24 protein-coding genes are annotated in these 25,109 nt (G+C 72.4%); 13 read left to right on the plus strand and 11 right to left on the minus strand.

Annotation, left to right across the window (positions count from 1 at the left end; genetic code table 11):
* Positions 1-49: 49 nt before the first annotated feature.
* The 6 genes from QNO07_RS18875 to crcB all read left to right on the plus strand — a co-directional run bounded on the left by QNO07_RS18875 (position 50) and on the right by crcB (position 4,918).
* Entirely contained in the window at positions 50-1,030 is a 981-nt protein-coding gene (locus QNO07_RS18875) for a hypothetical protein (protein ID WP_283993340.1), read from the plus strand.
* Complete coding sequence (locus QNO07_RS18880) at positions 1,027-2,277, plus strand: hypothetical protein (protein ID WP_283993341.1); 1,251 nt, start codon at positions 1,027-1,029, stop codon at positions 2,275-2,277. Before QNO07_RS18875 ends, QNO07_RS18880 begins: the two co-directional genes overlap by 4 nt.
* Positions 2,274-2,657, plus strand: coding sequence for an effector-associated constant component EACC1 (locus tag QNO07_RS18885; RefSeq protein ID WP_283993342.1), 384 nt, complete (start codon positions 2,274-2,276; stop codon positions 2,655-2,657). The genes QNO07_RS18880 and QNO07_RS18885 overlap by 4 nt, the downstream gene beginning before the upstream one ends.
* Entirely contained in the window at positions 2,654-3,808 is a 1,155-nt protein-coding gene (locus QNO07_RS18890; RefSeq protein WP_283993343.1) for a caspase family protein, read from the plus strand. Before QNO07_RS18885 ends, QNO07_RS18890 begins: the two co-directional genes overlap by 4 nt.
* Positions 3,809-3,998: 190 nt before the next feature.
* Entirely contained in the window at positions 3,999-4,547 is a 549-nt protein-coding gene (locus QNO07_RS18895; RefSeq protein WP_283993344.1) for a fluoride efflux transporter FluC, read from the plus strand.
* The gene (gene crcB / locus QNO07_RS18900; RefSeq protein ID WP_283993345.1) at positions 4,544-4,918 is read left to right on the plus strand and encodes a fluoride efflux transporter CrcB; all 375 of its coding nucleotides are present in this window, start codon (positions 4,544-4,546) and stop codon (positions 4,916-4,918) included. The genes QNO07_RS18895 and crcB overlap by 4 nt, the downstream gene beginning before the upstream one ends.
* A 35-nt stretch (positions 4,919-4,953) precedes the next feature.
* On the opposite strand, the gene QNO07_RS18905 is transcribed toward crcB, so the two are convergent.
* Positions 4,954-5,676 carry a polyamine aminopropyltransferase gene (locus QNO07_RS18905; protein ID WP_283993346.1) on the minus strand — a complete coding sequence of 241 codons (723 nt, stop codon included), beginning with the start codon at positions 5,674-5,676 and terminating at the stop codon, positions 4,954-4,956.
* Positions 5,677-5,899: 223 nt separating this feature from the next.
* Here QNO07_RS18905 and QNO07_RS18910 point away from each other — a divergent pair, with 223 nt between their 5' ends.
* Together QNO07_RS18910 and QNO07_RS18915 are read left to right on the plus strand one after the other, a co-directional pair.
* Positions 5,900-6,424, plus strand: a complete 525-nt coding sequence (locus tag QNO07_RS18910) for a SigE family RNA polymerase sigma factor (protein WP_283993347.1) — start codon at positions 5,900-5,902, stop codon at positions 6,422-6,424.
* Positions 6,424-7,263 carry a hypothetical protein gene (locus QNO07_RS18915; protein ID WP_283993348.1) on the plus strand — a complete coding sequence of 280 codons (840 nt, stop codon included), beginning with the start codon at positions 6,424-6,426 and terminating at the stop codon, positions 7,261-7,263. Before QNO07_RS18910 ends, QNO07_RS18915 begins: the two co-directional genes overlap by 1 nt.
* Before the next feature lie 102 nt (positions 7,264-7,365).
* Here the strand turns inward: QNO07_RS18915 and QNO07_RS18920 are convergent, their stop codons facing one another.
* The 3 genes from QNO07_RS18920 to QNO07_RS18930 form a co-directional block, all read right to left on the minus strand.
* Positions 7,366-9,120 carry a cation:proton antiporter gene (locus QNO07_RS18920; protein ID WP_283993349.1) on the minus strand — a complete coding sequence of 585 codons (1,755 nt, stop codon included), beginning with the start codon at positions 9,118-9,120 and terminating at the stop codon, positions 7,366-7,368.
* Positions 9,121-9,172: 52 nt separating this feature from the next.
* On the minus strand, positions 9,173-9,835 hold the full coding sequence (locus QNO07_RS18925) for a hypothetical protein (protein WP_283993350.1): 663 nt from the start codon (positions 9,833-9,835) through the stop codon (positions 9,173-9,175).
* A gap of 118 nt (positions 9,836-9,953) precedes the next feature.
* Positions 9,954-10,979 carry a universal stress protein gene (locus tag QNO07_RS18930; RefSeq protein ID WP_283993351.1) on the minus strand — a complete coding sequence of 342 codons (1,026 nt, stop codon included), beginning with the start codon at positions 10,977-10,979 and terminating at the stop codon, positions 9,954-9,956.
* Positions 10,980-11,111: 132 nt separating this feature from the next.
* Here QNO07_RS18930 and QNO07_RS18935 point away from each other — a divergent pair, with 132 nt between their 5' ends.
* The 3 genes from QNO07_RS18935 (at position 11,112) to QNO07_RS18945 (ending at position 15,492) form a co-directional block, all read left to right on the plus strand.
* Positions 11,112-11,933, plus strand: coding sequence for a hypothetical protein (locus QNO07_RS18935; protein WP_283993352.1), 822 nt, complete (start codon positions 11,112-11,114; stop codon positions 11,931-11,933).
* 369 nt (positions 11,934-12,302) lie between these two features.
* Entirely contained in the window at positions 12,303-13,007 is a 705-nt protein-coding gene (locus QNO07_RS18940) for a restriction endonuclease (protein ID WP_283993353.1), read from the plus strand.
* A 223-nt stretch (positions 13,008-13,230) separates the two neighbouring features.
* Complete coding sequence (locus QNO07_RS18945; protein ID WP_283993354.1) at positions 13,231-15,492, plus strand: MMPL family transporter; 2,262 nt, start codon at positions 13,231-13,233, stop codon at positions 15,490-15,492.
* A gap of 91 nt (positions 15,493-15,583) precedes the next feature.
* Here the strand turns inward: QNO07_RS18945 and QNO07_RS18950 are convergent, their stop codons facing one another.
* The gene (locus QNO07_RS18950) at positions 15,584-15,928 is read right to left on the minus strand and encodes a hypothetical protein (protein WP_283993413.1); all 345 of its coding nucleotides are present in this window, start codon (positions 15,926-15,928) and stop codon (positions 15,584-15,586) included.
* Between the two features lie 651 nt (positions 15,929-16,579).
* On the opposite strand from QNO07_RS18950, the gene QNO07_RS18955 reads away from it, so the two are divergent.
* A complete protein-coding gene (locus QNO07_RS18955) occupies positions 16,580-16,846 on the plus strand; it encodes a hypothetical protein (protein WP_283993355.1) in 267 nt (88 codons plus the stop codon).
* A gap of 73 nt (positions 16,847-16,919) precedes the next feature.
* Here QNO07_RS18955 and QNO07_RS18960 read toward each other — a convergent pair whose 3' ends face one another.
* The 6 genes from QNO07_RS18960 to QNO07_RS18985 all read right to left on the minus strand — a co-directional run bounded on the left by QNO07_RS18960 (position 16,920) and on the right by QNO07_RS18985 (position 23,538).
* Positions 16,920-19,550 carry a heavy metal translocating P-type ATPase gene (locus QNO07_RS18960; protein ID WP_283993356.1) on the minus strand — a complete coding sequence of 877 codons (2,631 nt, stop codon included), beginning with the start codon at positions 19,548-19,550 and terminating at the stop codon, positions 16,920-16,922.
* 195 nt (positions 19,551-19,745) lie between these two features.
* Positions 19,746-20,654, minus strand: coding sequence for a F510_1955 family glycosylhydrolase (locus QNO07_RS18965; protein WP_283993357.1), 909 nt, complete (start codon positions 20,652-20,654; stop codon positions 19,746-19,748).
* A gap of 115 nt (positions 20,655-20,769) precedes the next feature.
* Positions 20,770-21,399 (minus strand): DUF305 domain-containing protein, encoded by a 630-nt coding sequence (locus tag QNO07_RS18970; RefSeq protein ID WP_283993414.1) that lies wholly within the window; start codon positions 21,397-21,399, stop codon positions 20,770-20,772.
* Between the two features lie 113 nt (positions 21,400-21,512).
* Entirely contained in the window at positions 21,513-22,016 is a 504-nt protein-coding gene (locus QNO07_RS18975) for a DUF6153 family protein (protein ID WP_283993358.1), read from the minus strand.
* Between the two features lie 106 nt (positions 22,017-22,122).
* Positions 22,123-23,016, minus strand: coding sequence for a phosphorothioated DNA-binding restriction endonuclease (locus QNO07_RS18980; protein ID WP_283993359.1), 894 nt, complete (start codon positions 23,014-23,016; stop codon positions 22,123-22,125).
* A 102-nt stretch (positions 23,017-23,118) separates the two neighbouring features.
* Positions 23,119-23,538: a hypothetical protein gene (locus QNO07_RS18985; protein WP_283993360.1), complete on the minus strand. Its 420-nt coding sequence runs from the start codon at positions 23,536-23,538 to the stop codon at positions 23,119-23,121.
* A 310-nt stretch (positions 23,539-23,848) separates the two neighbouring features.
* On the opposite strand from QNO07_RS18985, the gene QNO07_RS18990 reads away from it, so the two are divergent.
* Complete coding sequence (locus QNO07_RS18990; RefSeq protein WP_283993361.1) at positions 23,849-25,105, plus strand: hypothetical protein; 1,257 nt, start codon at positions 23,849-23,851, stop codon at positions 25,103-25,105.
* Positions 25,106-25,109 lie beyond the last annotated feature (4 nt).

A 25,109-nucleotide genomic window follows, 5' to 3' on the forward strand; every position in this document is an offset into this window, starting at 1 on the left:
TCCTGTGGGAGCCTTGTCGCCCTGTGTGATGGGGGCGTGACAGAGGGGGATGGCTATGTTCACGGGCCGGGAGCACCCAGTTCCGGGTTGGCGGGGCGGAGACGGCAACGCCGCGTATCTCGACAAGACGATCCGGTTCACGGACATCGAGACGCGGCTGAACGAGAACGTCAGCGCTGCTCACATCTTCTACCTGCTGGCCAGAGGCGCGGTCGTCTCCTTCCTGGTCTTCTTCCTGGGCATGCTGGCCGGGCTGTTGGTGCTCCTTGTCGGCGGTGTCGCGGCGTTCAGCGTCTGGACGTTCATCGTCGGCATCGGCTCGATCGGCGCGTTCTGGCTGGCCGTGCTGCTGGCCAGGGAGCCCGAGCCGATCGCGGAGTGGCGCGTGCTGCTCGCCGAGCGGGAGGGCCGCAGGGACCAGGCGTACCTGGGAATCCGCAAGGTGCTCCAGGCGCGCCGCTTCCCGGTGGGGGTCAACGAGGAACAGGGCCGACTCGTGCTCCGGGAGCGCGGATACGTCGCCTACATCTCGGTGTTCACGTACGGCAGCAGCCTCTACCTGGGCTGGATGATGTGGCGTACACGCCGGGGCCACCAGCTCATCGGCCAGTTCCTCGGTGACGTGTGGCAGAGCCTCAAGGGCCAGAACCAGATCGAGCACCAGATCCTCCGCAGCGAAGGCGCCCGTGCCCTGCGGGAGGCGGTGCACCTGGCCGCCCGCGAGGGACTGATGGTCGCCCTGGAGGACGCCCAGCAGGAGCGGGTGTCGGTCCAGAAGGACCAGACGCCTGGTCCGGGCGGAGCCGACGGAGTCACGGGAACGCTGGGAGGGATTCCCGGCCAGCCCGGCCAGCTCGGGTATCCGCCCCCGCCCGCGTTCCCGGCCGCACCCGCCACCGAGCCGATGCCCACCATGCCCGCGGCGCCGCCGCCACCGCAGCACCCGGCCCCGGGTTCGGGGCCGGGTTCGGGGCCGGGCCCGGTTTCGGGCGGTGGCTGGCCTGGTGAGCACCAGGGGCGGAGCTTTTGACCGCTGCGCCGCCGGATGACCCGTACCTCCAGCTCAACGGCCCCGGCGCGGTGTGGTGCTACACCGGGGTCCGGCTGGAGCCCGACCCTGCCGCGGCCCACAACGCCACGGCCGTCGGGCTGCCTGAGGAGCAGCGCCGCGTGGAGGTCGTCCAGCGGGAGCGGGCCTGGCTGGCCGGCCAGTGGGCCGCCGACGGACGCTGCTGGGAGCTGCGCGTCACCAACGGGCCCGGCGCCGACGCCGCCCCCGGAGGCGGACGGCTGTCCTGCGTGCTGCTCGGCCGGGCCTTCGGCACGGACCCGCACCGGGCGCGTGCCTCGGCGGAACGGTTGCGCGAGGGACTGGCCGCCCTGCCCCGCCACGTGCGTACGGACCCGCTGAGCAGCCGGGAGATCGACAGCGCCCTGCGCCCGATACCGGACGGGGCCGCGCACCTGGTGGAGGTCAGGAAGCGCCTCACCTGGCAGTCGATACACCGGTCCGACGCGGCCTTCCCGGTCGGTGTGACCGTGGACCCCTTCTCCACGGAGGCGATGAGCTGGGAGCCGGTCTGGTCCCCGCTTGCCCGTACCCCCGGCACGACCGTGCTGGTCGTCCGCCTGGAGCCCGCCCCCTGGCACCATCAACACACCGACGCCGTAAGGCGGTTGCTCGGTGAGTACCAATCCCTCGCGCGGCCCGGACGCTTCAACCCCGCCATCGGCAGGCAGGAACCGGCCGTTCCGTTCGCGGCCCACGCCGCCGCCTTCTACGAGTGGCTGCTCGGCAGCGCGGCGTCCGAACCCGCCTACCGTGTCCGCATCGTGCTCGCGTCCGACCGGCCCGTCCCGCACGGCCTGCCCGAACTGGTGGCCTCCACGGTCACCGGTCCGCCGCCGCCCGGTGAACGTCCGCGTCCGGGCGCCTTCGTGGGGCGGGTGAGCGCACCAGCCGATGTCCGGCAGGCGTGGCGCGCGTTCACCACGATGCACGACGTGTGGCTGCCGGACGTCCACCAGCAGGGTGTACCGCCGGCGCTCGGCGCCCTCGAACGTGTGCTCGCCGACCGGGTGGTCGTGCCGGAGACGTCGTCCGCGTTCCGGCTGCCGTACGAAGTGCCCGGCCGCGGCATGTTGTTCCGCATGTCGGCGGACACCGGTCGACCCGCTCCCGCGCCGTCACCACCGCCGCCCGGCCCGAGCGGGGTCCCGTTCCCCGAGCCGCCGGACTTCACCACCGCACCGCACCACCACCGGGGGATCACATGACCGCTCAGCTCACCATCACCTTCCAGGCCCCGCCCGAGGAAGCCGACCAACTCGCCCGCGAGGTCAGCGACTGGTACGAGGACGACGAGGAACTCCGCCCCACGGTGAGGCTCGTCATGGCCGAGGCGGAGTCCGGGAAGATGGGCGGCCTCGCGACGGCGGTGGAACTGGTCGGCGCCGTCGAACCGCTGCTCACGGCGGCCGTCGGGGCGTTCGGCTACTGGCTCGGGCAGCGTGTCTCCGCGCGTCCGGTCAGCTTCGAGGTGACCCGTCCGGACGGCAGCAGCCGGAAGATCACCGCCACGGAGGGCACGCTCGACGACGCCCTGCGCCGCTTCGAGGAGTTCGCCGATGATCAGCCCGCGGACGGGACCCCTTGACGGGCTCGGACTCGGACTCGGACTCGGGCTGCGGCTCGGACTGGGCGGCGGTCCGGCCCCGCCGCAGCCACACGCTGGCCGTGCTCACGGGCACGGCCGGCCAGGTGCATCCGAGCAACCTGCGCAGCATTCCGCAGGTCACCCGCAACATCGCCGGGCTGGCCGCCGCGCTGACCGTCCCGGGCGGCTGCTGTGCACCCGAAGGCGTGCGCATCCGGGTCGACCCGCACACCCGCAGCGACGTCCTCGACCTGATCCTGCACCGCCCAGACGGAACACCGCCGGCCGACGGCGGAGAGCTGGACGTGCTGCTCTTCTCCTACGCGGGACACGGTGTCGTGCCCCGCGACGAGAGCCACGTCGGCCTGGCCCTTCCCGGCACCATGGACCGCTCGCCGCGCTCGGGCAGCACCTCCCTGCCCGTCGCGGAGGTCTTCGCCGCGATGCGCAAGGTCCCGGCCCGCCACCGCGTCGCCGTGCTCGACTGCTGCTTCTCCGGCACCGCCCTGCACGCCGCGCACGCCGAACGCATCCACCTGCTGACGGCCACCGAGGCCAAGCGCCGCGCCGACTACAACACCGACCGCCCCGACGAACCCACCGTCTTCACCCATGCGTTGCTCACGCTGCTGCGCACCGGCATCCCGGACGGCCCCGAACACCTCGACCTCACGACCCTGCACCGCCGCCTGGCCATCACGCTCGCGGCAGCGGGCAAGGAGGAGCCCCTGCTCCGCACGGTCAGCCCCGGCGGTGACCTGGCGCTGTTCCCCAACCCCGCCCACGGCACCGCCCGCACCCGCGAAGGCCTGTGGAGACGCGCCGAGTTCGCCGTCACGACCCGCAACGCGGCCCATCGCGCCCGCGCCGCGCTCAACGAGCTGACGTGGCGTCACCGCATCGGCGGCGCGGCCCGGCTCGCGCAGGGCATCGCCGAGGACGGCGGCCGGACCCTCGCGGAGCACGATCCGCACCTCCTCTACTACCGCCAGCTGCTCGGCTCCCTCCTCCACGAGGCGGGCCGCACGGAGGAGGCGGCGCGGGTCCTGGCCGACCTCGTCGCCACCCTGACCCGCGTCGCCGGCCCCGACGACCCCCGCACCTCCCAGGCTCGCGCCGTCCACGCCGCCCTGCGGCCGGACCGCGCCTGAGCCGGGACCGGCCGGCGGGGGGAGCGGGACCGCAGGCGACGACGGCGGTAGCCTGGTGACCAGCGGTGGCGGCCACCACCGCGCGGCGGTGGGGCCCGCCGTTCCCGAACCGCGGCGCTGCCCGCCGCCAACGGTCCCTGCTTGCGGAGGAGCGCGCCCGCGCGGCGCCCGGCGAGTAGGAGGACAACCGGTGAGCAGCCCCCGGCCCCGACCGGTGGAACCCGTCGACCCCGACGTGGACCTGACCGACCCGTCCCAGCGGCGGCAGCGGTGGCGCGACGAGACGCCCGTGGTCGCGGCGGTCGCCCTCGGCGGCGGCCTCGGCGCCGCGGCCCGCTACGCGGCCACCCTGTGGTGGCCGACGCCTCCCGGCGGCTTCCCCTACGCCACCCTCGCCGTGAACGTCGCGGGCTGTGCGCTCATCGGCGTGCTCATGGTCCTCGTCACAGACCTGTGGACGACGCACCGCCTGGTGCGGCCGTTCGTCGGCACGGGTGTGCTGGGGGGTTTCACCACCTTCTCCGCCTACGCCGAGAACATCGAGCACCTGATCACAGGCGGGCACGCCGCCGTGGCGCTGGCCTACCTGGCCCTGACGCTGCTCGCCGCGCTCGCCGCGGTCTGGACGGCCGCGCTGCTCACCCGCCGCCTGGTCCGCGGCCGGGGCGGCTCCGGCCGTTCCAGGGCTGACCAGGCTGACCAGGCCGGCCAGGCCGGCCGGAGTGGGGGGACGGCGTGAACTGGCTGCTGGTGGTCCTCGGCGCCATGCTCGGCGCACCCATGCGGTACCTGACCGACCGGGCGGTGCAGAGCCGCCACGAGTCGGCCTTCCCCTGGGGCACGCTCACCGTCAACGTGGCGGGCTGTGCCGCGGCCGGGTTGGTCGCCGGAGCGGTCGCCTCTGGTGCGGCCGGCTCGTCGTTGCAGCTGCTGTTCGGCGTCGGCCTGTGCGGCGCCCTGACGACCTACTCGACGTTCTCCTACGAGACGATGCGGCTGGTCGAACAGGGCGCCCGGTTGTTCGCGGTGGCGAACGTGGTGGCGAGCGTGGTGGCCGGCCTCGGCGCGGTGCTGCTCGGCGTGGCGGTGGCCGGCGCGCTCTGGGGCTGACAGGTCCAGCCCCGCCCCGCCACCCGAGGGCCGCGTCAGCCGGCGGCGGTGCGCGCCACGTAGACGGTGTTGGTCGAGGTGCCGCCCTGAAGCGGATTGTCGAACGTGACGACGTGGGACCGGGACTCGGGGAAGACCTCCGCCAGCACCGTCTCGAACCACGCCTCCGGCGGATCGTTCGACCACAGGGCGAAGACGCCGCCCGGGTGCAGGCGGTCGGCGAGCCGCCGCAGCCCGGCGGGCTCGTAGAACGCGGCGTGTGCCGGGTGCAGCACATGCTGCGGCGAGTGGTCGATGTCCAGCAGCACGGCGTGGAAACGGCGGCCCGCCGCGTCCGGGTCGAAGCCCACCTCGTCCTCGGCCATCGCGAAGAAACTGCCCTGCACCAGGCGGCAGCGCGCGTCGCCCGCCACCTTCGGGCCGAGCGGCACCAGGCCCCGGCGGTGCCAGTCGATGACGGCGTCCAGGGCGTCGACGACGACCATGGCACGCACCCGGTCGTCCCGCAGCGCGGCCTCCGCCGTGTAGCCGAGGCCGAGCCCGCCGACCACCACGTCGAGTTCGCCCCCGCCCGCCGCGGCCAGGCCCAGCTCGGCCAGCGCCACCTCACCGGCGGTGAACATGCTGGACATCAGGAACTCGTCGCCGAGCTTGACCTCGTGCACGTCCTCTCCGGAGGAGGGGTCGCGGCGCCGCCGGAGGCTGATCTCGCCCATCGGGGTCGGGCGCCAGTCGAGTTCCTCGAAGCGTGTGCTCATGCGCGTGTCCGTTCGCGGGATGTGGTGGTGGGTGGGGGTGGGGAGTGGTGGGACGGGCCAAGAGGGGCGGGCGGCCAGCGTACGGCGTACGGGCTGGTCGTCGGCGCCGAAAGCGCTTGTCCTGACGGCCGGTCCGCTGCCGAGGGCATCGGCGGGCACTGCTATCGTCGCGCTTCCCGCCGCGGCGGGCACCGGCACGGTCACAGCGGAGGTCTCCTCGGACATGGACGTCGATGACGCATCCGTGGAGTTCCACGAGTTCTTCGAGCGCCACCACGCCGAACTCGCCCGATTCGCACACCTGTTGACGGGCGGTGCGGACGAGGCGGACGACGTGGCCGCCGACGCGCTGCTGGCGCTGTGGCACCGCTGGGACCGGGCCCGAAGCGCCGAGCACCGGCTCGCCTACGCCCGCGGCGTGGTGGCCAACCTGGCGCGCAGCCGCATCCGCAGCGCGGTCCGGGAACGGCGGCGCAACGTGCTCTTCTGGTCGCAGCGCCCCGACCGGACCGACGACCCCGACGTGGCCGCCGTCGTGGACGTGCGGCAGGCACTGCGCGCGCTGTCCCACCGCAAGCGGGCCTGCGTGGTGCTGCGGCACGCGCTGGACCTGTCGGAGAAGGAGACCGCGCGGGCGCTCGGCATATCGGTCGGTACGGTGAAGAGCCAGACGTCCAAGGGCGTGGCGGAACTGCAACGGCTGCTGGGCACGCACGCCGGCGAGGAACTGGTCGGGGGGAGGAACTGATGGACGACGACGTGCGCAAGCGGCTGCGCGACGCAGCCGGGGCCCACCGCCCCGACCGGGCCCGCATCCTGGCCCGGGTCGAACGCGGCATGGACACACCGGCCCCCGCCCGGTCGAGCCGCCGCAGCCGGACGGCCGCGCCCTGGCCGCGCATCGCCCTCGCCGGCGCCGCCGCGACCGGTGTGCTGCTGGTCGGCGGGTACGCGGTCGCCTCCGTCGTGCAGGGCGACGGGCCGCAGGGCGGCGTGGTGACGAGCACCGGTCCCACCTCACCCGCACCTGAGCCGTCCGCCACCGAGCCGTCCGCCACCGCTGAGCCGCCCGCCGCGAGCGGCAGCCCGTCCGCGGAGAGCCCCGCCGACCCGGAGGCGCCCTCCTCCTCGCCGCCGCCACCGCCCGAGCCGGACCGGCCGTCCGCGCCGGAGAAGGACGCCCGGAGCACTGAGGACGGCCCATTGTGGTCGGACGGATCCGTCAACCCGGGCAGCAGCAGCTACTGGTCGCAGAGCGACGTCACGTTGCGCACCCGCGAACCGCTCACCGCTCTCACCGTGGAACTGCGGGTCGCCCAGACCGGCGGCGTCGCTCAGACCGGCAACTGGCGGTCGCTGCCCGAGGAGGACTTCACGGTGGCCGTGCGGGAGGACGGCGGTGAGCTGGTCTTCCGCTGGACGCTCAAGGACGGCCGCACGGTGCCGGCCGGGCGGTTCGTCTTCGCCGGCCAGTACGACCACACGACGGACGGCCGCGACGCCAAGGACGACGCCTACACCGCCCGCGCCACCACCGAGGACGGCCGGCAGCTCGCCGTAGGCGGGGACTTCGCCCCGGTGCGGTAGCGCGTGCAAGCGGGCGGTGGCGGGCGTGTGCGGTGACGGGCGGGCGCGCGCGGCGGTGACGGGCGCGTGGAGGGGGCGTGCGGCGGGGTTGGGGCGACGGGCTCACTCCGGCGTCCGGCCGCCGACATCACCCTCGCGGCCTTCGCTGTCCCGGCTGTCCCCGCTGTCCCCGCTGTCCCGGCTTTCCTCAGCGGCCTCGTCGCCGTTCCCCTCACGACCGTCGGTCGTCCTCGGGCCGATCAGGTCCGCCAGCGCGTCGGTGGCTGCGGACGCCGCCGAGGCGAACGGGTCGAGCACCAGGTCGCTGCCCGCGTCCCGCAGGGCCTCCGCGTCCCGCGAGGTGTGGGCCGTCAGCGCCACCGGGCCCGAGAAGCCGTGGTGGCGCAGGCTTCCCAGCAGCGCCCGGTTGGTCTCCGCCAGCGGCACCGTGCTGATCACGCACCGGGCCCGGTGCAGTGGCAGCGACTCCAGGAAGTGCACGTCCTCCGCGCTGCCGAAGACGGCCTTCACCCCCGGCCGGTCGTTCCCGGCCACCCGGTGCGGGTCGAAGTCCACCGCCAGCACCCGGTGGCCGGAACCGCCCAGCCGGTCGGCGATCTGTCCGCCGAACCGGCCCAGCCCGTAGAGGATGACGTCCACGTCACCCTCCGCGTCGGTCAGTTCCGTCCTGCGGCTGCCGGTGCGGTCGAAGAAGGCCAGCGGACGCTTGAGGCGGTCGTAGATCCGGTGCGAGTACAGGATCAGGTACGTCGACCCGCCGATGGTCACCAGACCGACCACCGTGATCAGACTGACCGTGATGTTGGTGATGTGCCCCAGGCTCAGCCCGAGCGCGGCCAGGATCAGCGAGAACTCGGAGATCTGCGCCACCGTCAGCCCGGCCAGGAAGCCCACCCGTACCGGGTAGCGCATCACTGCCATGATCACGATGACGATCAGCGGATTGCCGACCAGGACGAACACCGAGAAGACCGCCGCTTCGGTGAGCTGCTGCCCGGCGTCGGAGAACTCCAGCCGCGAACCGAGGTCGAGGAAGAAGAACAGCAGCAGGAAGTCCCGCAGACTGACCAGCCGGGCCCCCAGCGCGTCCCGGTAGGGCGTGGAGGCGAGGGAAACCCCGGCGAGGAACGCGCCCACCTCGGAGCTGAAACCGAGCCAATCGCTGGTGGCCGCGACCGACACCGCGTAGGCCACCCCGAACAGCACCAGCAGTTCCTGCGAGCGGGCGATGTGGTGCAGCAGCCGGGGCAGCACGAACCGCATCAGCAGCCCCACCCCCGCCAGCAGGCCCAGGCCCTTCGCGAAGACGCCGATCACGGCCGTTCCGACGTCCGCTCCGGCCGGCTGCCCGAACGCCGTCAGCGCGATCATCACCAGAACCACGACGATGTCCTGCACGATGAGGAAGCCGATCGCGATCCGGCCGTGCAACTGCTCCAGCTCCCGCTTGTCGGAGAGCAGCTTCACGATGATGATCGTCGAGGAGAACGTCAGCGCCACCGCCACGTACAGCGCGGTCACCGTGTCCATGCCGAAGGCCACCGCGATCAGGAAGCCGACGACCGACGTGAACGCCACCTGGCCGAGGCCGGTGGCCAGCGCGATGGGGCCCGTCGTCCGGATGAGGTGCAGGTCCAGCCGCAGACCGACGAGGAAGAGCAGGATCGCGATGCCCATCCGGGCCAGCAGCTCCACCGTGCCGTCGGCCTCCACCCACCCCGTCCCCGCCGGGCCGACCAGGATGCCCACGCCGATGAAGGCCACGATCAGCGGCTGCCGCATACGGGTGGCCAGCAGCCCGGCGACGGCCGTCAGGGCCAGAATGCCGGCGAGCAACGGGAAGTCGTGCAGCTGCATACGACCAGCCGACCACGAACCCCCGCCCGTCGCCCGTCGGAACGCCCTGGCCTCACGGCAGCATGGTGTACACCGCGTAGAGCCACACAGCTGCGGCCGGCAGGAGCACCCACGGCTGACCGAGCTTCCGGTGGCCGGCACCGCGCAGCGGCCGCAGCTCCGGGTGGTTCGCCATGACGGTCAGCAGGTCGGCCGCCTCCTGCGCGGTGTCCCGCCGCCGCAGGAACCGGCACAGCACCGGCGGGACGAAGAAGCCGACGGCCAGCCAGCGATCCGCGTCCGGGTCGTCCGGATCCTTCCTGAGCTTCATCTCCAGCCGACCGTGGTCGGTGACCCCGACGCCCTCGATCCGGTCCCAGTCCACGTGCCGGGACGCACCCGGACCGCGCACCCAGACACCGGGCCGGTGCGCAGCCACCCCCCAGTGGCCGACCGCGCAGGCCATGAACGCCCAGATCAGGCATACTCCGACCTGGAACGCCGCCCAGCCCAGGACGGACCAGAAGCCCAGGGCGAGCGGCTCGGCGTCCCGGGCGAACCGGACGGTGTGCCACAGCAGCAGCGCCGCCACCAACCACCCACCCCAGCGGGCCCTCCACGCCACCGCCCGCTCCGGCGCGACCAACTCCCGCGCGAGCGCCCGCAGCCGCTCCTCGCGCGCCCCCTCGTCGGCGCGCCTGCGCGCCGACCGCTTGCCTTCCCCCGCCTCTTTCATACCGGCATTCAGCCACGCGGCACCCGGTCGGCGGAAGCCGCCCCCGGGCAGTGACCGCCCCGCTTCCCTGCCGGAACGCGGAACACCGGCGGGGGCCGCAGCACCCGGGGGCTCGGCGTCAGGCTTCGCCGGCCTCGGCCTGTGCCTGTGCCTGTGGCTTCGCCTGTGCCTTCGCCTGTGGCTCTGCCCCGGCCTCTGCCTGTGCCGCCGGTGGGTGCTGCGGGACGCTGCGCACCACCAGCACATCCCCGGCCGCCCCGTGCACCACATGCTGCGCCACACTGCCCAGCAGCGCGTAGCCGAGCCGCGACCCGGCGCCCGTTCCGACCACCGTCAGGTCCGCGCCCAACCGTTCGGCCGTCTGCGACAGGACGTCATGCGGGCGGCCGGTCTCCACCAGCACCCGTGCCCTCTGCGGACCAGTCAGGCCCGCCTGGCCCATCAGCTCCTCCACTCGTTCCCGGACCCGGTGGGCGTTGCGCTGCCGGTACTCGGCGACCTGGGGCTCGGCGACGCCGCGCATGCGCAGAAGGTGCTCACCCGGTACCACGTGGACGTGCACCACAGTGCGACGCGCTCCGGGCGCCAGCGCGGCGCCCGTCCGCAGGGCACCCACACCGGAGTCGGAACCGTCCACGGCGAGCAGCACCTCGCGGTACTCGTCCGCCGGAGCATCGCGGACCACAAGTACCGGGACGGGCGACGCGCGCACCAGGTTCTCGGCGGTGCTGCCGAGCAGCGCGTCGAGCAGCCCGTGCGAGCCGTGGGCGCCCACGACGAGCAGGTCCACCGACCGTTGGCCCGCCTCCGTCAGCACCACGTCGGCAACGCCGCCCGTCCGTACGAGCACATCGAGCGCCGACCGGCTGGCGGAAAGCTCGGCGGGTACGTGCGTGCCGGAGCCAGTGCCCGCCTGGGGCAGGCCGTCGAGCTGTTCGCGGACATGGTCGTGCAAACGCGCCTGAGCGAACGCGGCCGAATCGGGGTCCACGTCGATCGGCACCACGTGCAGCACGGTGAGTCGTGCGCCGTGCCGGGCGGCGACCATCGCCGCCCGCCGCACGGCCCGGCCGGCCCGGGCGGACAGGTCGGTGGCCGCCAGCACGTGCCGGGGCGGCTCGTCGGGTGCTTCGGCGTCTCGCACCGTACGACTCCTCTCTGCGACCGCCGGGGCCGCCGCGTCAGATCCGTCCCGGCCCCGCCGGAGGTGCGGACCGGCCAAGAGTTCCGCGTCGGGACTTCCCGGTCGGGAAAGTGCTGTGACACAGTCCCTACCATGCCCACTCTGCGCCACAGCGTGATCCTCGAGCCGATACCGCGCCGATGGCTGACGGAAGCCCTGGCCGATCTGCACGCCCTGTGCGAGGAGTTGCGGTCGGAGAAGGGTGTGCTCCACCTGGAGGACGAGGCCCTGCCCAACGTCGAGCACCTGGAAGGCCGCCACCTGGCCCCCGGCTCGCGGTACCGGATCACCGACGAGTTCGGTGGCGGCTACGGCTACGGCTACGGCGACGGGGAGGACGGCGCTGTGGCGGACGTGGTCGAGATGCCCGAGCCGGACCCGGTGTACGTGGAGATCGCGCACTGGAGCCGGACGGGCCCGACCCGGCTGCGGGTGGCCGGCGGGGACGAGCAGACGTCCATGGACACCGAACTGACCCTGGAGAGCGTGCACCGGCCCACCCGCGTCGCCGTGTCGTCCGCCATCCGGGGCGTCGGCTCTTTCGCCCGCTACCGCACCGGTGAGCTGCGGGCCAAGGCGGACCTCGACCGCTGGTACGCCGCCCGCAACTCGCCCGCGCCCGTGACGGCCGGATTCCGCCACCCGCTGGCGCGCGGCGTCGTCCGCTTGACGATGAAGCAGCAGAAGGACGGCCGCTGGCGGGTCACCTTCCTGACCAGCTTCCGGGGACGCAGCTGGGCACGCCCGCTGCTGGCCGTGGGCTGCGTGCTCTTCCGCTCGCGGTTGCGCGAGGGGTACCGCACGGGCCTCGACTCGATGGCCGAGAGCTGGAACGCCGACGTGCCCACCACGGTTGCCAAGCGTCCCCACAACCTGCGCGCCGAACTCCTCGCCGCGCTCCGAGAACGGGACTGACCGCCCCGCTGCTCGCGCGTTCGCGCCCCCACCGCGTGCCAGTACCCCGCCACGTCCGCCGCTCCCCACCCGGAGCAGCGATCTCCGCACCGACCACAAACGAGAGCACTGCTCTCGTTCCGGTCTGCCTCACGCCCTGTCGCTTGCACTGCCTGTCGCCCGCACCGCCTGTCGCCCGTTCGCACTTCCGCCGTTCGCACTTCCGCCGCCCACACCGTCCGCCGTCCGCCGTCCGCCGCCCGCAGTCCGCAGTCCGCAGCGCACGCATCCCCGGACGTCCCGTCGCCCGACCCTTGGCCAACAGGCCCTCTTTCGCCGCGCGTTCCACCGTGTCCACACTGCGGTACGCATCGGACGAGGGGGATGAACATGGCTGCGCGGCGAGGGAGGAGATCGGCGGCACGGCGCCGTCGCGAGGCGTGGCTGCGGGCGGCAGCAACCAGTGGAGGACTGCTGCTGCTCCTGCTGGTCGTCTTCTGGTCGGTGATCTGGTCGTACCTTGCCGCCGCCGTGCTGCTGGCAGGGGCGGCCGCCGGCGGGTGGTGGCTGTGGCGCACCGACAGAGTGCTCCGCGTCCGGGACCGGCACTGGCGGCACGAGGACGCCGTGGAGGCAGGCCACCGCACACTCACCGAGGTCGACCTGATGACGGGCACCGAGTTCGAGGACCTGGTGGCCTCCCTCTGCCGACGCGACGGCTGCACCGAGGTGCGCCGGGTCGGCGGCTCCCACGACAACGGCGCCGACGTGCTCGGGCGGCTGCCCGACGGGCGCACCATGGTCATCCAGTGCAAGCGCTACGCACCCACCAGCACCATCGCAAGCCGTGAGGTGCGCGACCTGCTCGGTGCGAAGGTCCACTTCAGGGCGGACCTCGCCGTCTTCGCGACGACGACCCGGTTCAGCCGCCCCTCGGAGGCGTTCGCTCTGGAACACGGCATTCTCGCCATCCACCGCGACCACCTCGGGCTGTGGAACAACGGCACACCGCTGCCGGCGCTGACCGCGCTCAACGGCTCGGGCCAGGGCGACACCCGCCACCGGGCCCGCTGGAAGCAGGCCTACGGAAACTGACCCGCCCGTCCGCCAACCGGTCCGACACACCAGCCTGCCGACCCCCCGTCCCCACCAGCCCGCCGGCCCCCCGTCCCTCCACCCCGCAGCCCGCCATTCCGCGCCCCGCCACCCCACCACCCCGCGCCACCTCTCACTCCACCGGCCGCCGATCGCCCCGGTCGGCGTGCGCCTCCGCCCGCACCCGCTTACGTTCCGTTTCACGGACTGAACGGGAGACACCATGGCGGCGAGCGGTCCTGGAGTGCTGTACCGAGTGGGCGCCTGGTGCGCCCGTCACTTCGTCGTCGTCCTGGTGGCCTGGTTGGTCGCCGTGGGCGGTTTCGCGGCCCTGAAGTCGACGTTCGGCGGCAGCTACTCGGACGACTTCTCCCTGCCCGGCACCCAGTCCGCGCAGGGCGCCGACGTGCTGCAACGGCACGATCCGGACGCCGGGGGGACCAGCGCGCAGGTGGTGCTGCACGACTCCGGCTCCTCGCTGACCGACCACAGCGACCAGGTGGACCAGGCCGTGGACTCCCTGGGAAAGCTCGCCCACGTGCTGTCCGTGCAGAACCCGCTGCCGTCAGACGGCACCTCCACGGGAGCCCTCACCTCCGACGGCAGCACCGGCTACATCACGGTCCGCTTCGACACCAACCCGACCACGCTGGGCAGTTCCTATCTCGACGGCGTGGACCGCGCGGTCCAGCCGCTGCGGAGCGCCGGCGTGCAGGTCGAGTACGGCGGTCCGCTCGGCGAACTCGCCCGGCCGGAGGCCAACGACTTCCGCAGCGAGGGCATCGGCTTCGGCGTCGCGGTGATCGTCCTGCTCGTCGGGTTCGGCAGCGTCATCGCTGCGGGCGTCCCGCTGGTCACCGCCCTCGTCAGCGTGCTCGTCGGACTGAGCTGCCTCAGCCTGGTGGCCGCCGCCTTCACCTTCGCCAGCGTCTCGCCCACGCTCGCCACCATGATCGGGCTGGGCGTCGGCATCGACTACGCGCTCTTCCTGCTCACCCGCCACCGGCAACTCCTGATGGACGGCCTCGATCCCGTCGAGGCGGCCGGACGGGCCGTCGCGACGAGCGGCCGGGCGGTCATCGTGTCCGGCTGCACGGTCATCGTCGCGCTGATCGGCCTCTACGCCTCCCGCGTCGCCTTCATCGGCAAGCTGGGCGCAGCGGCAGCCATCGCGGTGATCACCGCCGTCCTCGGGGCCGTCACCCTGGTGCCCGCGCTGCTCGGCTTCATCGGCCGGCACATCGACCGGTGGCACGTGCGCACCCCGGTCGCCGAGCGGGCACCCGGCACGGACGGCACCCCTGACGCGGACGGCACCCCCGGCACCGGCGGCACCCCCGGCGGCGGGTGGCACCGCTACGCCCAGCGGATCGAGCGGCGGCCCTGGTGGTTCCTGGCGGGTGGTCTGCTGGTCGTCGCGGTGCTGGCGATTCCGACCTTCTCCATGCGGCTCGGCCACATCGACGACGGGGCCGACCCCACCAGCTTCACCGACCGGCGGGCCTACGACCTGATCGCCGACGGGTTCGGCCCGGGTGCGAACGGACCCCTCACCCTCGTCGTCGACCAGAGCGAGGTGCCCTCCGGCGACCGGGCGTCGCTGGAGAGCAAGGTGAAGCAGGCGCTCACCGACGTGCCCGGCGCGGCCAGCATCAGCACACCGCAACCCACCCAGGACGGTGACCTGCTGATCGCGACGGCCGTCTCCGAGAGCGCGCCTCAGGATGCCGGAACGGCCGACCTCTTCGACCGGCTGAAGGACGACGTGCTGCCGGGGGCGGTGTCCGGTACGGACGCCGACACCTACGTCACCGGCCTCCAGGCCGCCCAGCTGGACTTCGTCGACCTGATCTCCAGCAGACTGCCGCTGATCATCGCCGTGGTGGTCGGGCTGGCGTTCCTGATCATCCTGACCGTCTTCCGCGGTGTGCTGGTCGCGGTCAAGGCCGCCGTGCTCAACCTGCTGTCGATCGCCGCCGCCTACGGCGTGCTCGTCGCCGTCTTCCAGTGGGGCTGGGGTGGCCCCGCGCTGGGCGTCGCGGGAGCCGTGCCGATCGAGAGCTACGTGCCGATGATGATGTTCGCCATCGTCTTCGGCCTGAGCATGGACTACGAGGTGTTCCTGCTCGCACGGGTCCGCGCGGCCTGGCTGCACACAGGCGACAGCAAGGAGAGCGTGGCCCACGGCCTGGAGATCACCGCCCGCGTCATCACCTGCGCCGCACTCATCATGGCCAGCGTGTTCGCCGCCTTCCTCCTCAACGACACCATCGTCGTCAAGATGCTGGGCCTCGGCCTCGCCGTCAGCGTGCTGCTGGACGCCACCATCGTGCGGCTGCTCCTGGTCCCCGCCGCCATGACCCTGCTCGGCCGCCACGCCTGGTGGCTGCCCCGGAGCCTCGACCGCTTCCTCCCCCGTCTCGACCCCGAGGGCGAGGACCCCCGTCCCGGACCGTCCGCACCGCGGGAACAACCAGCGGGCTGAACCGTGACGCGCGCTCGCCCGGCTGCCCCCTGCCGCGAGCGACCCGGCTTGCCTGCGCGACTCGGCCCTCGCCGGAACGGCCTGCCACCGCCTACAGGCGGAGCAGCCGTTGAGTGATCTCCCGGTACTGCCTGAGCGCGAGGTGGAGCTCGGTGGAGTGCGTCTCGGGGTCCGCGCCCTGCCAGCTCGAGCGAAGGGCAAGCCGTTGTTCGGCGAGCAGTTGCACAAGCTGGGCGGCGGCCTCGTCGAAGGCGCCTTCGGCGTTCTCCAGCGCCTCGTGCGGGGCGTCGGGGAACGTGTTGAGAGCTTGTCCGAGGAGTTGGGCGATCCTGTCCCGCTCGTTCGAAGGGAACAGCGCTGCCGGGCCCGGGGCGCGGTGTCCTGCTGCGCCGGGGGGTCGGTCCGCGGGTTGTTGGGCACGTGCCTGGTCGTACATCATCATGGCCGCTTTCCTGTGCGTTGTGCCGGATTCCGCAGCGGCATGGCTCGACGCCGTCCCGCCAGTCAACGTCCGCCTCCGGCCCCTGTCAACGTGAGGCCGCCACCATCGCTCTGCCCGTCTCTGCCCGTCTCTGCCCGTCGCCGGGCTCCGCCGACGGTGCCGTCACCCCGCCGGCGGTCGCTGCTCCCTGCTCCGGGGGCGCCCCTCGTCCGCCGTGGGCCCACGGTGGATGTCCGGGAGCCTGAGCCGTTCGGAGTCCGCGAGGAGTAGGCTCGAAATGCCGAGGGTGTTCTGTGCACAGACTTCCATGTCTGTGACGTTTTCGGCGATCGACTACGCCGGGCCGTGCTCGCTGTCGGCCCGGGGCAGGGTTCGTGTCATGACTGCGACCGTCTTCTCTCCCCCGACGCTCGAAGCCGACGACCGGCTCCCCTCGTCCTCTCCTGGGCCGTCGCTGTCTCCCTCTGGTCCCGAGCCCCACCAGCCGACGGCGGAGGAGGCGCGCCTGCGGAGGGTGGCCGAAGCCGAGCGGGCGTTGGAAGCGGTCTGGGAGTCCGAAGGCGGGCAGGCACGGGCCCCGGCGGCACGTCCACGGACCCCGGCCGCCCCCGCCGTGCGGCCGCAGACGAGGGGAAGGTGAAGATCATGGAGGCACTGGTGACCGTGGTCGCGCTCCTGGCGATGACCGCCCTCGGGGTGTTCCTCATCCACCGGCTCAACTCGCAGCACCGCGACCGCATCGCGGCCTTCCGCTACAGCCGTCCCGGTGTGCCTCCCGCAAGCCCGGACCTCCCGGCGCGGGAGAAGTCCCGGGGCGGGGCGGCAGCGAACGGCACCGGCACCCGCAGCGCCCACCGCCGCGGACGCGGGCGCCATCCGCTCCGGCGCCGCACCCACGGGCCGACCGGGTGAGGCGCACTATCCCGGCGCGTCTCCCCCGGCCTGTCCCAGAGCGTCTCTCCCGGCCTATCCCGGCTCTCCCGGCCTATCCCGGCGCGTCTCTCCCGGCGTCCGAGCCGCCCTTGCCGTCCTGAGCCCGGTCGCCGCCGTCCTGAGCCCGGTCGGCGGCGGACTCGACGCGGGGCTGGACGGGGGTGGGCTCGGCCTCGGGCAGTGGCTGGGCGTGCCAGCGGCGCAGCCGGGAGGCGTTTGTGACGACCGACAGCGAGCTGAGCGCCATGGCTGCGGCCGCGATCATCGGACTGAGACGCAGGCCCCACAGCGGGTACAGGGCGCCGGCGGCGAGGGGCACTCCGACGGTGTTGTAGACCAGGGCGAAGAACAGGTTCTGGCGGATGTTCCGCATGGTTCCCCGTGACAGGCGGATCGCGGTGACCACACCGCCCAGCGAACCCGAGATGAGCGTGATGTCGGCGGCTTCGATCGCCACGTCGGTGCCGGTGCCGATGGCGAGGCCGATGTCGGCGGCGGCGAGGGCGGGAGCGTCGTTGATGCCGTCGCCGACCATGCCGACTGTCCGGCCCTCTCGCTGGAGGCGGCGGATCTCCTCGGCCTTGTGCTCGGGCAGCACGTCGGCCAGCACCCGGTCCACGCCCACCTGGGCGGCGACAGCCGCGGCGGTGCGGGCGTTGTCACCGGTGATCATGACGACCTCGATGCCGAGGCGCTTGAGAGCGGCGATGGCGGGGACGGAGTCGTCCTTGACGGTGTCGGCGACGGCCAGCACACCCGCGGGGCGTCCGTCGATCGCCGCGAGCACGGGAGTCCTGCCGTTGGCGGACAGATCGGCCGCTACGGCGGCCAGGGCGCTGGTGTCGACGCCGCCGTCACCCAGCAGCCGGGCGTTCCCGACCAGCACGGCGTGCCCGTCGACGGTGGCCTCGACGCCCTTGCCCGTGACCGATCCGAAGCCGGTCGCCGCGGGAGGGCGTAGTCCGCGGTCGCGGACACCGGTGACGACGGCCTGGGCGAGGGGGTGCTCGCTGTCGGCCTCAGCTGCGGCGACCAGGCGCAGCAGCTCGGACTCGTCGAACCCTGCCGCGGTGTGGACGTCGGTCAGGACGGGCTTGCCCTCAGTGATGGTGCCGGTCTTGTCCAGGACCACGGTGTCCAGCTTGTGGGCGGTTTCCAGGGCCTCCGCGGAGCGGATCAGGATGCCGGCACGGGCGCCCTTGCCCGTGCCGACCATCACCGACAGCGGAGTGGCCAGCCCGAGGGCGCACGGGCAGGCGATGATCAGGACCGAGACGGCGGAGACGAGGGCGAGGGTCAGCGCGGGCGGCGGGCCCAGGGTGAACCAGAGGGCGAAGGTGCCGACCGCGATGGCGATCACCGCGGGCACGAAGTAGGCCGACACCGCGTCGGCGAGCCGCTGGATGGGGGCCTTGGACGCCTGGGCCTGCTGCACCAGGCGGATGATCTGGGCCAGCATCGTGTCCGCGCCGACCTTGGCCGCCCGCACTCGCAGGGACCCGGTGCCGTTGACGGTGGCGCCGACCACCGTGTCCCCGGCGCGCTTCGTCACCGGTATCGGCTCGCCGGTCACCATCGACTCGTCGACGGCGGAGGAACCCGAGATGACCTCGGCGTCGACGGGGATCTTCTCCCCGGGCCGGATGGCGATCTCGTCGCCGAGCACGACGTCCTCGACGGGGATCTCCCGCTCGGTGCCGTCCCGCACCACCCGCGCGGTACGGGCCTGCAGGCCCAGCAGAGCGCGGATGGCCTCGCCCGTGCCGGCCTTCGCGCGGGCCTCCAGCAGCCGGCCGAGCAGGATCAGGGTCAAGATCACGCCGACGGCCTCGTAGTAGACCTCCCGCACGTTCTCCGGCAGGGTGCCGGGGGCGAGGGTGACCAGCAGGCTGTAGCCGTAGGCGGCACTCGTGCCCAGGGTGATCAGGGAGTTCATGTCGGCGGCCCGGTGGCGCAGGGTCAGCCACCCCGTCGTGTGGATCGGCCAACCGGTGTAGAACATCACCGGAGTGATCAGCGCCAGCTGCAGCCAGTGGTTCAGCACCCAACCGGGCACCCAGTCCGCGCCGAACAGTTCGTGCGTCATCACGGCGAAGAGCACCGGCGCGGTGAGTACCGCGCCCGCCAGCACTCTTCGGGTGAGGTCTTTGATCTCGTCCTGCCGCTCGGCGACGTCCGCGGCCTCGGTCTCGTCTGCCGACCGGTCCTCAGGTGCCGACGGTCCGCCTTCCCGGGCAGCGGGCGCCGGTGTGGAAGCGGATGCGGGCGCGGGGTCGGAGGCGGCCGGAGTGGGTGGTGCGGAGTCCTCCGCGGGTTCGACCAGCAGCGTGCCGTGAATCATGTTCATGCCGCAGGCGAAGCCGAAGGAGCCGGGCCGGTCCGGCGTCAGCCGCACGGTGGTGCGGGTGTGGGCGGGCAGGCCCGCGCCGACCTTGAGATCGGGGAAGACCACACGCGAGGTGCACTCCCCGGCCTCCTTCCGGTCGAAGACCAACTCCACCGGCGTGCCCTGGCGGACCTTGACCACGTCAGGGCTGTAACCGCCCCGCACCGTCACCTCCAGCCGCTGCACGCCGCCTTCCAGGCGGGCCACACCGGCACGGCGCGGCCCGAAGAAGTACCAGCCCAGTACAGCGACCAGCGCGATCGAGGTCAGAACGACGAGTACGTCGACCGCATCCATGGGCTGCTCGCCTCCTCGCGGGGGACTCTCCAGCCTGCACCCGGCCGCCCCCGGTCGGGTAGGGGCTGAACGGCCCACCGGTCCGGGACCGTGGCCCGAGGTGGGATCGACGAGACGAGAAGGGGAGTACCAGCGCCGCCTGACCGCGCTGCACACCGGCCCTCCCACGTAGACCTCGGCCGTGGGCAGGCCGACTCAGTGGCCCCCGGTGGAGGACAGGGGAAGACGCTCCGAGAACGTCCTGCCCCCGTCGAGCGACTCGTGCACGCCGCCCCGAGTGGCGGCCAGGACGTGCCGGCTGTCGACAGCGGTCAGCGCCTGCGGCGGTCCGCCCGGCACGGTGCCCACCTTCTTCCAGGTGGCGGCGGCGTCGGTGCTGCGATGCAGGCCACCCGCCGCGTCAACGCCGTAGAGGACGTCAGCCGAGGGCCATGCGAGGAAAGCCAGCTCCTTTCCGGTGGCGGCGCCGAACGTCCGGCCGCCGTCGGTACTCGTGGCGACGCCGCCCTCCGTGGTGGCCAGCACCAGATCCGGGTCCTTCGGGCTGACGGCGATGTCCAGGGCGGTCAGCCGGGCGCGGTTGTCCCAGGTGGTGCGGTCGGCGCTGACGCGCAGGACACCGCGGGTGCTGTCGTAGCCGTAGACGGTGTCGTGTGCGTACTTCAGCGAGTGGAAGTCGGCGGCGCCGCCCAGCGACAGCGTCCTCCAGGTCTTGCCGGCGTCGGTGGACTCGATCAGGCCTCGGTTGCCGTGGTCGTCGCTGCCCTCGGCGGGATGGCCGCTGCCGAGGAAGGTCTTCGGACCGATGACGGCGAAACCCATGTAGTCGGCCGTGTCACCGACCCGCCTCGCCTGGCCCTTCGACGTGACTGCCACGACTCCTTCGTGGGTGGCGACGTACAGACGGCCGTCGGCCGGGTCGATGCCCAGGCCGTGCACATGGCTGATCGACAGGCTGTTGGAGGGGGCGTCCGTCTCGGTGACGGACGACGTGTCGGTAACAGACGACGTGTCGGTGACGGACGACGTGTCGGAGCAGGCGGCCAGCGAGGCCGCGAGAACGGCCGCCAGGACGGGGGCAGCCGAACGGAAAGGCGTCTTCATCCGGGATCCTTCGGTACGGGGGCGAGGAGGCATGCGGCACAGGGGCCGGGACCGGCGCGAGCGGGGGTTCGGGGACCGCGCGGACGCGGCCCCCGAACCCCTGGCGCGGGTGTCGTCAGCTCCTGCCGAGGAGCTTGTTCATCTCCTCGATCTCAGCGGTCTGCGCGGAGATGATGTCGTCGGCCAGTTCCTTGGCCGGCCCGTACCGGCCCTTCTCCTTCTCGGCCTCGGCCATCTCCACGGCGCCCTCGTGGTGCTCGACCATCATGGTCAGGAACATGGTGTCGAAGCCCTTGCCGGACCCCTTCATCAGCTTGTCCATGTCCTCGGCGTCCATCATTCCGGGCATGCCGGAGGCGTCGTGGTCTCCGTGGTCCATGCCGGGCATCCCCGAGGGCACGTCCTCGCCCCAGGACTTCAGCCACCCGGACAGGGTCTTGATCTCCGGGCCCTGGGCCTTCTCGATGCGGGAGGCCAGATCCTTGACCTCGGCGGAGGCGGCCCGGCTTGCGGCCATCTCCGACATCTGGACGGCCTGCTGGTGGTGGGGGATCATCCCCTGCGCGAAGGAGACGTCCTGGTCGTTGTGAGCGCCGGCGGATTCCCCGGCGCTCGCCGACGCCGACGGTGCGTCAGAACCGGTGTCGGCGCTGTCCTCGCCACCGCAGGCAGCGAGAACGAGGGCGGTGGCCACGGCTGTGGCGACGAGGCCGGCGCGGCGGGTGAGGGAACGGGTACTGGCGATACTGGTCATGCGTGAGCTCCTGCGAAGTACGAGGGTCGCTGCACCCGTGAGGGCGCGGCGTGGACATGGCTGAGCGCCGTACGCCCGAAGAACGGGGACGGCTGGGCCTTGTCCTATATCCGCAGAAGTTGCAGCTCGGCGAGTGAGGGCGGCGCCCGGCCGCCCTCCGGCTCGGCTTCCGTCGACCGGTGGCCGACGGCCGGCAGGGCCACCCGACCAGCGGGGTCGGGCAGCAGCACGGGAAGATCCGGGCCCGAACGGACGGCGCCGGACGAACACGTCGAGTCGGCGTGCTGTGCGTGCCCGCTGCCGTTGAGGCCGCCATGGCAGACGGACTCGGTACTCACCACGCCCGTCACGCCCACCGCATCCGTCACGCCCACCACGCCCGCCGCGTCCCCGTGCACGGCGGCGGGGGAACGATGGCCGGCAGAGGCATGATGGCCGCCGTCAGGGGCTTGGTGTCCGTCGGACGCGTGATGGCTGCTGGCGGCGATCGCGCCGCCCGGAGCGAGGCCGTGCATACCGAACAACCCGGCCAGCAACCCGAACACCAGCAGCGCCGGCCACCACCGCGGTGGCGACGGCGTGCGCTGGAGCTGTGCACGGGAGGTCACGGCCCCATGCTACGCACGCACGCCCGCCTTCGCGGCCGAGCGACCCGGTCGAAGGCACCTGGCATCACCCTGCCGACCGACGGGCTGCATCGCGACGACCGGGCGATCACACTGCCGTGGCTGGGCGGGGACTGCCGTGGAAGACCTGTTCGCCGTGCCAGGACCGGTGGGCCGACGCGATGGTGCGGGCACCCGGTTGAGGCCCGATGAGCGGGCGGCCGGCGAGCGATACGACGTTCTCGCGAGCGGCGGGGCTGCGGCCGACGAAGCGCTGCGAGACCAGGATGCGCTGGCCCTCGCCGATACCGAGGACCCCCATGTCGAAGAGTTTGTGGTGCAGGGAGCACAGGCACAGTCCGTTGTCGACGTCGTCGGGGCCGCCGAACGCCCACCAGCGCACGTGCGCGGCCTCCAGCCCGACCGACACCGCGCCCATGCTGCCGTCGAAGCCACAGAAGGCGCACTGGTACTCGTAGGCCGTCAGGACCAGCTCTCGCATCCGCGGGTCCCGGCGCCTGCGCGCAGTCGGGAGCGGTCCGGTTTCCGCGGGCTCCAGATCCAGGCCGACGAGGTCGCACAGGTCACCGTGCAGTGAGGGAGGGAAGTTCAGTTCGAGCAGGACCCGCGCCATCCGGCCCAGCAGCGACGGCTCGCGCCGCAGTGCAGCACGCAGTTCCGGTGCCAGCCGGCCTGCGGCTCCGACGGCCCGCAACTCCCGCACACCGGTGCCGGGACTGCCCGGCCCGCGCTCGGTGCGCACCTCCCACACGCCGTCGCTCACCAGATGGTGGAACGGGTAGGCGGGAGTGGTCCTGTTGGGCGGCCCGTACTCCTCCAGCAGCCGCCTCAGGTCCTCCTCCACCGCGCTGTACCGCAGTTCGCCGTCGCCGTCCTGCTGGTACCGGCCGAGGGCGTACAGGAACAGCAGTGGCTTGTGCGGAGCGCGGGTCCCGCTTCTGCTCCACTGCCTCAGCTTCGCGGTGCGCTCCAGCCAGTCCATGACCGGCGATCGTAGTGCCGCTCGGCTACGCGGGCATGACCCCTGAGATGCGAGACAGGACGAAGATCCGGTCACCGCCACGCACCAGCCTGGGGGCGGGCGTCAGCCCTTACCCGTCTCCAGCCGGAAGCGCGGGCAGATGTCCGGGTCGGCGTCCTCGAAGAGCACGATGCGGTCGGAGTCCGCCGCGGCCGACAACATGTCGAAAGAGTCGCCCAGTCCCGGCCGGTACCAGTCTCCTGTCGGCCAGTCCGTCACGGTGCCTCGCCCCTCGGATGCCCCGGTCAGTTCCGCATCCGCCTCCAGGGTCAGGGAGATGTCCTTGGGGGCCCGCAGTCCCTGGTACGTGCCGACGACTTCGGCAGAGCTGACCGATCCACCGTCAGGTACGCACTTCTCGGAAGGGGTGAACGAGCAGGCACCGAGCGGGAGCAAGCACGGCAGCAGCACCGCGGCCACTGCGGCACGCGGCCGTCGGGCTGCAACGGCGGAACCGTGGATCGACTTCCAGCGGGTCGCCATGTCAGGAGACCGTGTTCCGGGCGTTGACGTCCTAACCAGTTGCGGCCTTGCCCGGACAGACCACGGTGGCTGAGGTGGCACCGGACGCTTCCGCTGCGGGGGCTCGTACCGGTCGGGGCACGCCGCCACGCAGGCGCGGCGCCGCGCCTGCCAGGGCCTTCTCGTCCACGAGCGGGAAGGCATCCTGCCCCGGTAGACGGGGAGAGCCCCGGCTCGTCGCAGGCTGCGGAAAACCGGGCTCACGCCGTCTTGGCGAGGTCCTAGGGTGGGAGCGAATCACCGACAACAAGACGTGACGAGGTACCCACAGATGGCGCAACAGGCGAACCCACTCGCCACATCTGTCGAAGACACGGGCTCGGGCGCGGTCGCCTCCGGCGGGGGATCCGTGGACATCGCGGCACTGGTGGCCCGGAGCGGAGACCTGAAGAGCGAACTGGTGGAGTTCGTCACGGGTCCGAAGTTCTCAAAGCCGCTGACGACAAAACTCCGGGAAGCGGCGGAAGAGCACGGATGTCTGGACGATGGCTCGGCGACGCTTGTCATCGATCACTTCGCGTTGCAGCACCGCTCGCCCGACGGTCGGACCCCTGTGGAGCGTTTTGTGGCCGAGCGCCGACCTCGCCTGCCCGACGAGGAGCGAGCGATGCTGCTCGGTTGGTCTGACGTGGTGCAGGGCAGCTTCGAGGTGCGGCGTCTCGACGGGGATGCCGTGGTGCTGCACAACCTGATGGATGATCTGGAGTACCGCGTCTACTCCAACATGGGCCGCGGACCGTTCGAGGGCCTTGATGCGGGCATGTTTCTCGTCGGCCGCATCGTGCTGGTCCATCCGGAGGTCGACTCGTGGCTGGTCAGCGGCAGCTTCGCTGCCTACCCCGCGGAGTCCGCGCCGGAGTTCGCACAGGCTGCGCTCCAGGCGCTGACGGAGTCCCCGGGGTTGATGGGCCGTAACGCCGACAAGCTGAGGCGCTCCTGGGAGCTGCAGGCGGAGGCTCGTGCGGACTTCGTCGACTTCTTCGGCTCCGACCTTGTGGTGCTGCCGCCCGTAGAGGCGCAGGAGAGCCTGCGCGAATACCATCGCCGACGGCTGGAGAAGATCCCTCCGGCAGGCGTTGCGGGAGCGTCGATCGCGGGTATTCCCGGGGCCTCGTCGCCAGGCCCCGAGGAGCTGAGCCAGTTCCCCGAAGAACTGCTCGCGGCGGACAGCGTCGCGGTGCTGTACGACGAGGTCGAGGGGCTGGGCTACTACGAGGATTTCGGGCGCCTGGACGAGCTGTTCGCCAACCCGTCCCTGGCCCGCGACCGCGAGCGCCTCGCCCTGCTGCGTGGATACCTCGGGGACGACACGGTGTCCCCGGCGGTCATCCGTCGGCTCGTGGAACGCCACCCGGAAGGCGTGGACGAGGTCTTCCGTGCGCTGCTGCGCAAGCCCGGTTTCCGCTGGGAACGGGACGGCGACGCGCTTCTCCGCACTCATAAGAGGGACTTCTTTCACGCCGATCCGATGCCGACGGTCACGGTCGTGGGTGACCGCCTCCTCGAACTTCTCCGCTCCGGGGAGTGAACGC

It is taken from the genome of Streptomyces sp. 549 (assembly GCF_030124175.1).
Taxonomy (GTDB): domain Bacteria; phylum Actinomycetota; class Actinomycetes; order Streptomycetales; family Streptomycetaceae; genus Streptomyces.

Excerpts from the sequence above, each read along its gene's own strand:
- QNO07_RS18990 (WP_283993361.1), top strand. The coding sequence starts at position 23,849 with ATGGCGCAACAGGCGAACCCACTCGCCACATCTGTCGAAGACACGGGC.
- QNO07_RS18955 (WP_283993355.1), top strand. The coding sequence starts at position 16,580 with ATGGAGGCACTGGTGACCGTGGTCGCGCTCCTGGCGATGACCGCCCTC.
- QNO07_RS18915 (WP_283993348.1), top strand. The coding sequence starts at position 6,424 with ATGGACGACGACGTGCGCAAGCGGCTGCGCGACGCAGCCGGGGCCCAC.
- QNO07_RS18960 (WP_283993356.1), bottom strand. The coding sequence starts at position 19,550 with ATGGATGCGGTCGACGTACTCGTCGTTCTGACCTCGATCGCGCTGGTC.
- QNO07_RS18905 (WP_283993346.1), bottom strand. The coding sequence starts at position 5,676 with ATGAGCACACGCTTCGAGGAACTCGACTGGCGCCCGACCCCGATGGGC.
- QNO07_RS18945 (WP_283993354.1), top strand. The coding sequence starts at position 13,231 with ATGGCGGCGAGCGGTCCTGGAGTGCTGTACCGAGTGGGCGCCTGGTGC.
- QNO07_RS18940 (WP_283993353.1), top strand. The coding sequence starts at position 12,303 with ATGGCTGCGCGGCGAGGGAGGAGATCGGCGGCACGGCGCCGTCGCGAG.
- QNO07_RS18885 (WP_283993342.1), top strand. The coding sequence starts at position 2,274 with ATGACCGCTCAGCTCACCATCACCTTCCAGGCCCCGCCCGAGGAAGCC.
- QNO07_RS18910 (WP_283993347.1), top strand. The coding sequence starts at position 5,900 with ATGGACGTCGATGACGCATCCGTGGAGTTCCACGAGTTCTTCGAGCGC.
- QNO07_RS18935 (WP_283993352.1), top strand. The coding sequence starts at position 11,112 with ATGCCCACTCTGCGCCACAGCGTGATCCTCGAGCCGATACCGCGCCGA.
- QNO07_RS18950 (WP_283993413.1), bottom strand. The coding sequence starts at position 15,928 with ATGTACGACCAGGCACGTGCCCAACAACCCGCGGACCGACCCCCCGGC.
- QNO07_RS18985 (WP_283993360.1), bottom strand. The coding sequence starts at position 23,538 with ATGGCGACCCGCTGGAAGTCGATCCACGGTTCCGCCGTTGCAGCCCGA.
- QNO07_RS18875 (WP_283993340.1), top strand. The coding sequence starts at position 50 with ATGGCTATGTTCACGGGCCGGGAGCACCCAGTTCCGGGTTGGCGGGGC.
- QNO07_RS18925 (WP_283993350.1), bottom strand. The coding sequence starts at position 9,835 with ATGAAAGAGGCGGGGGAAGGCAAGCGGTCGGCGCGCAGGCGCGCCGAC.
- QNO07_RS18965 (WP_283993357.1), bottom strand. The coding sequence starts at position 20,654 with ATGAAGACGCCTTTCCGTTCGGCTGCCCCCGTCCTGGCGGCCGTTCTC.
- QNO07_RS18980 (WP_283993359.1), bottom strand. The coding sequence starts at position 23,016 with ATGGACTGGCTGGAGCGCACCGCGAAGCTGAGGCAGTGGAGCAGAAGC.
- QNO07_RS18920 (WP_283993349.1), bottom strand. The coding sequence starts at position 9,120 with ATGCAGCTGCACGACTTCCCGTTGCTCGCCGGCATTCTGGCCCTGACG.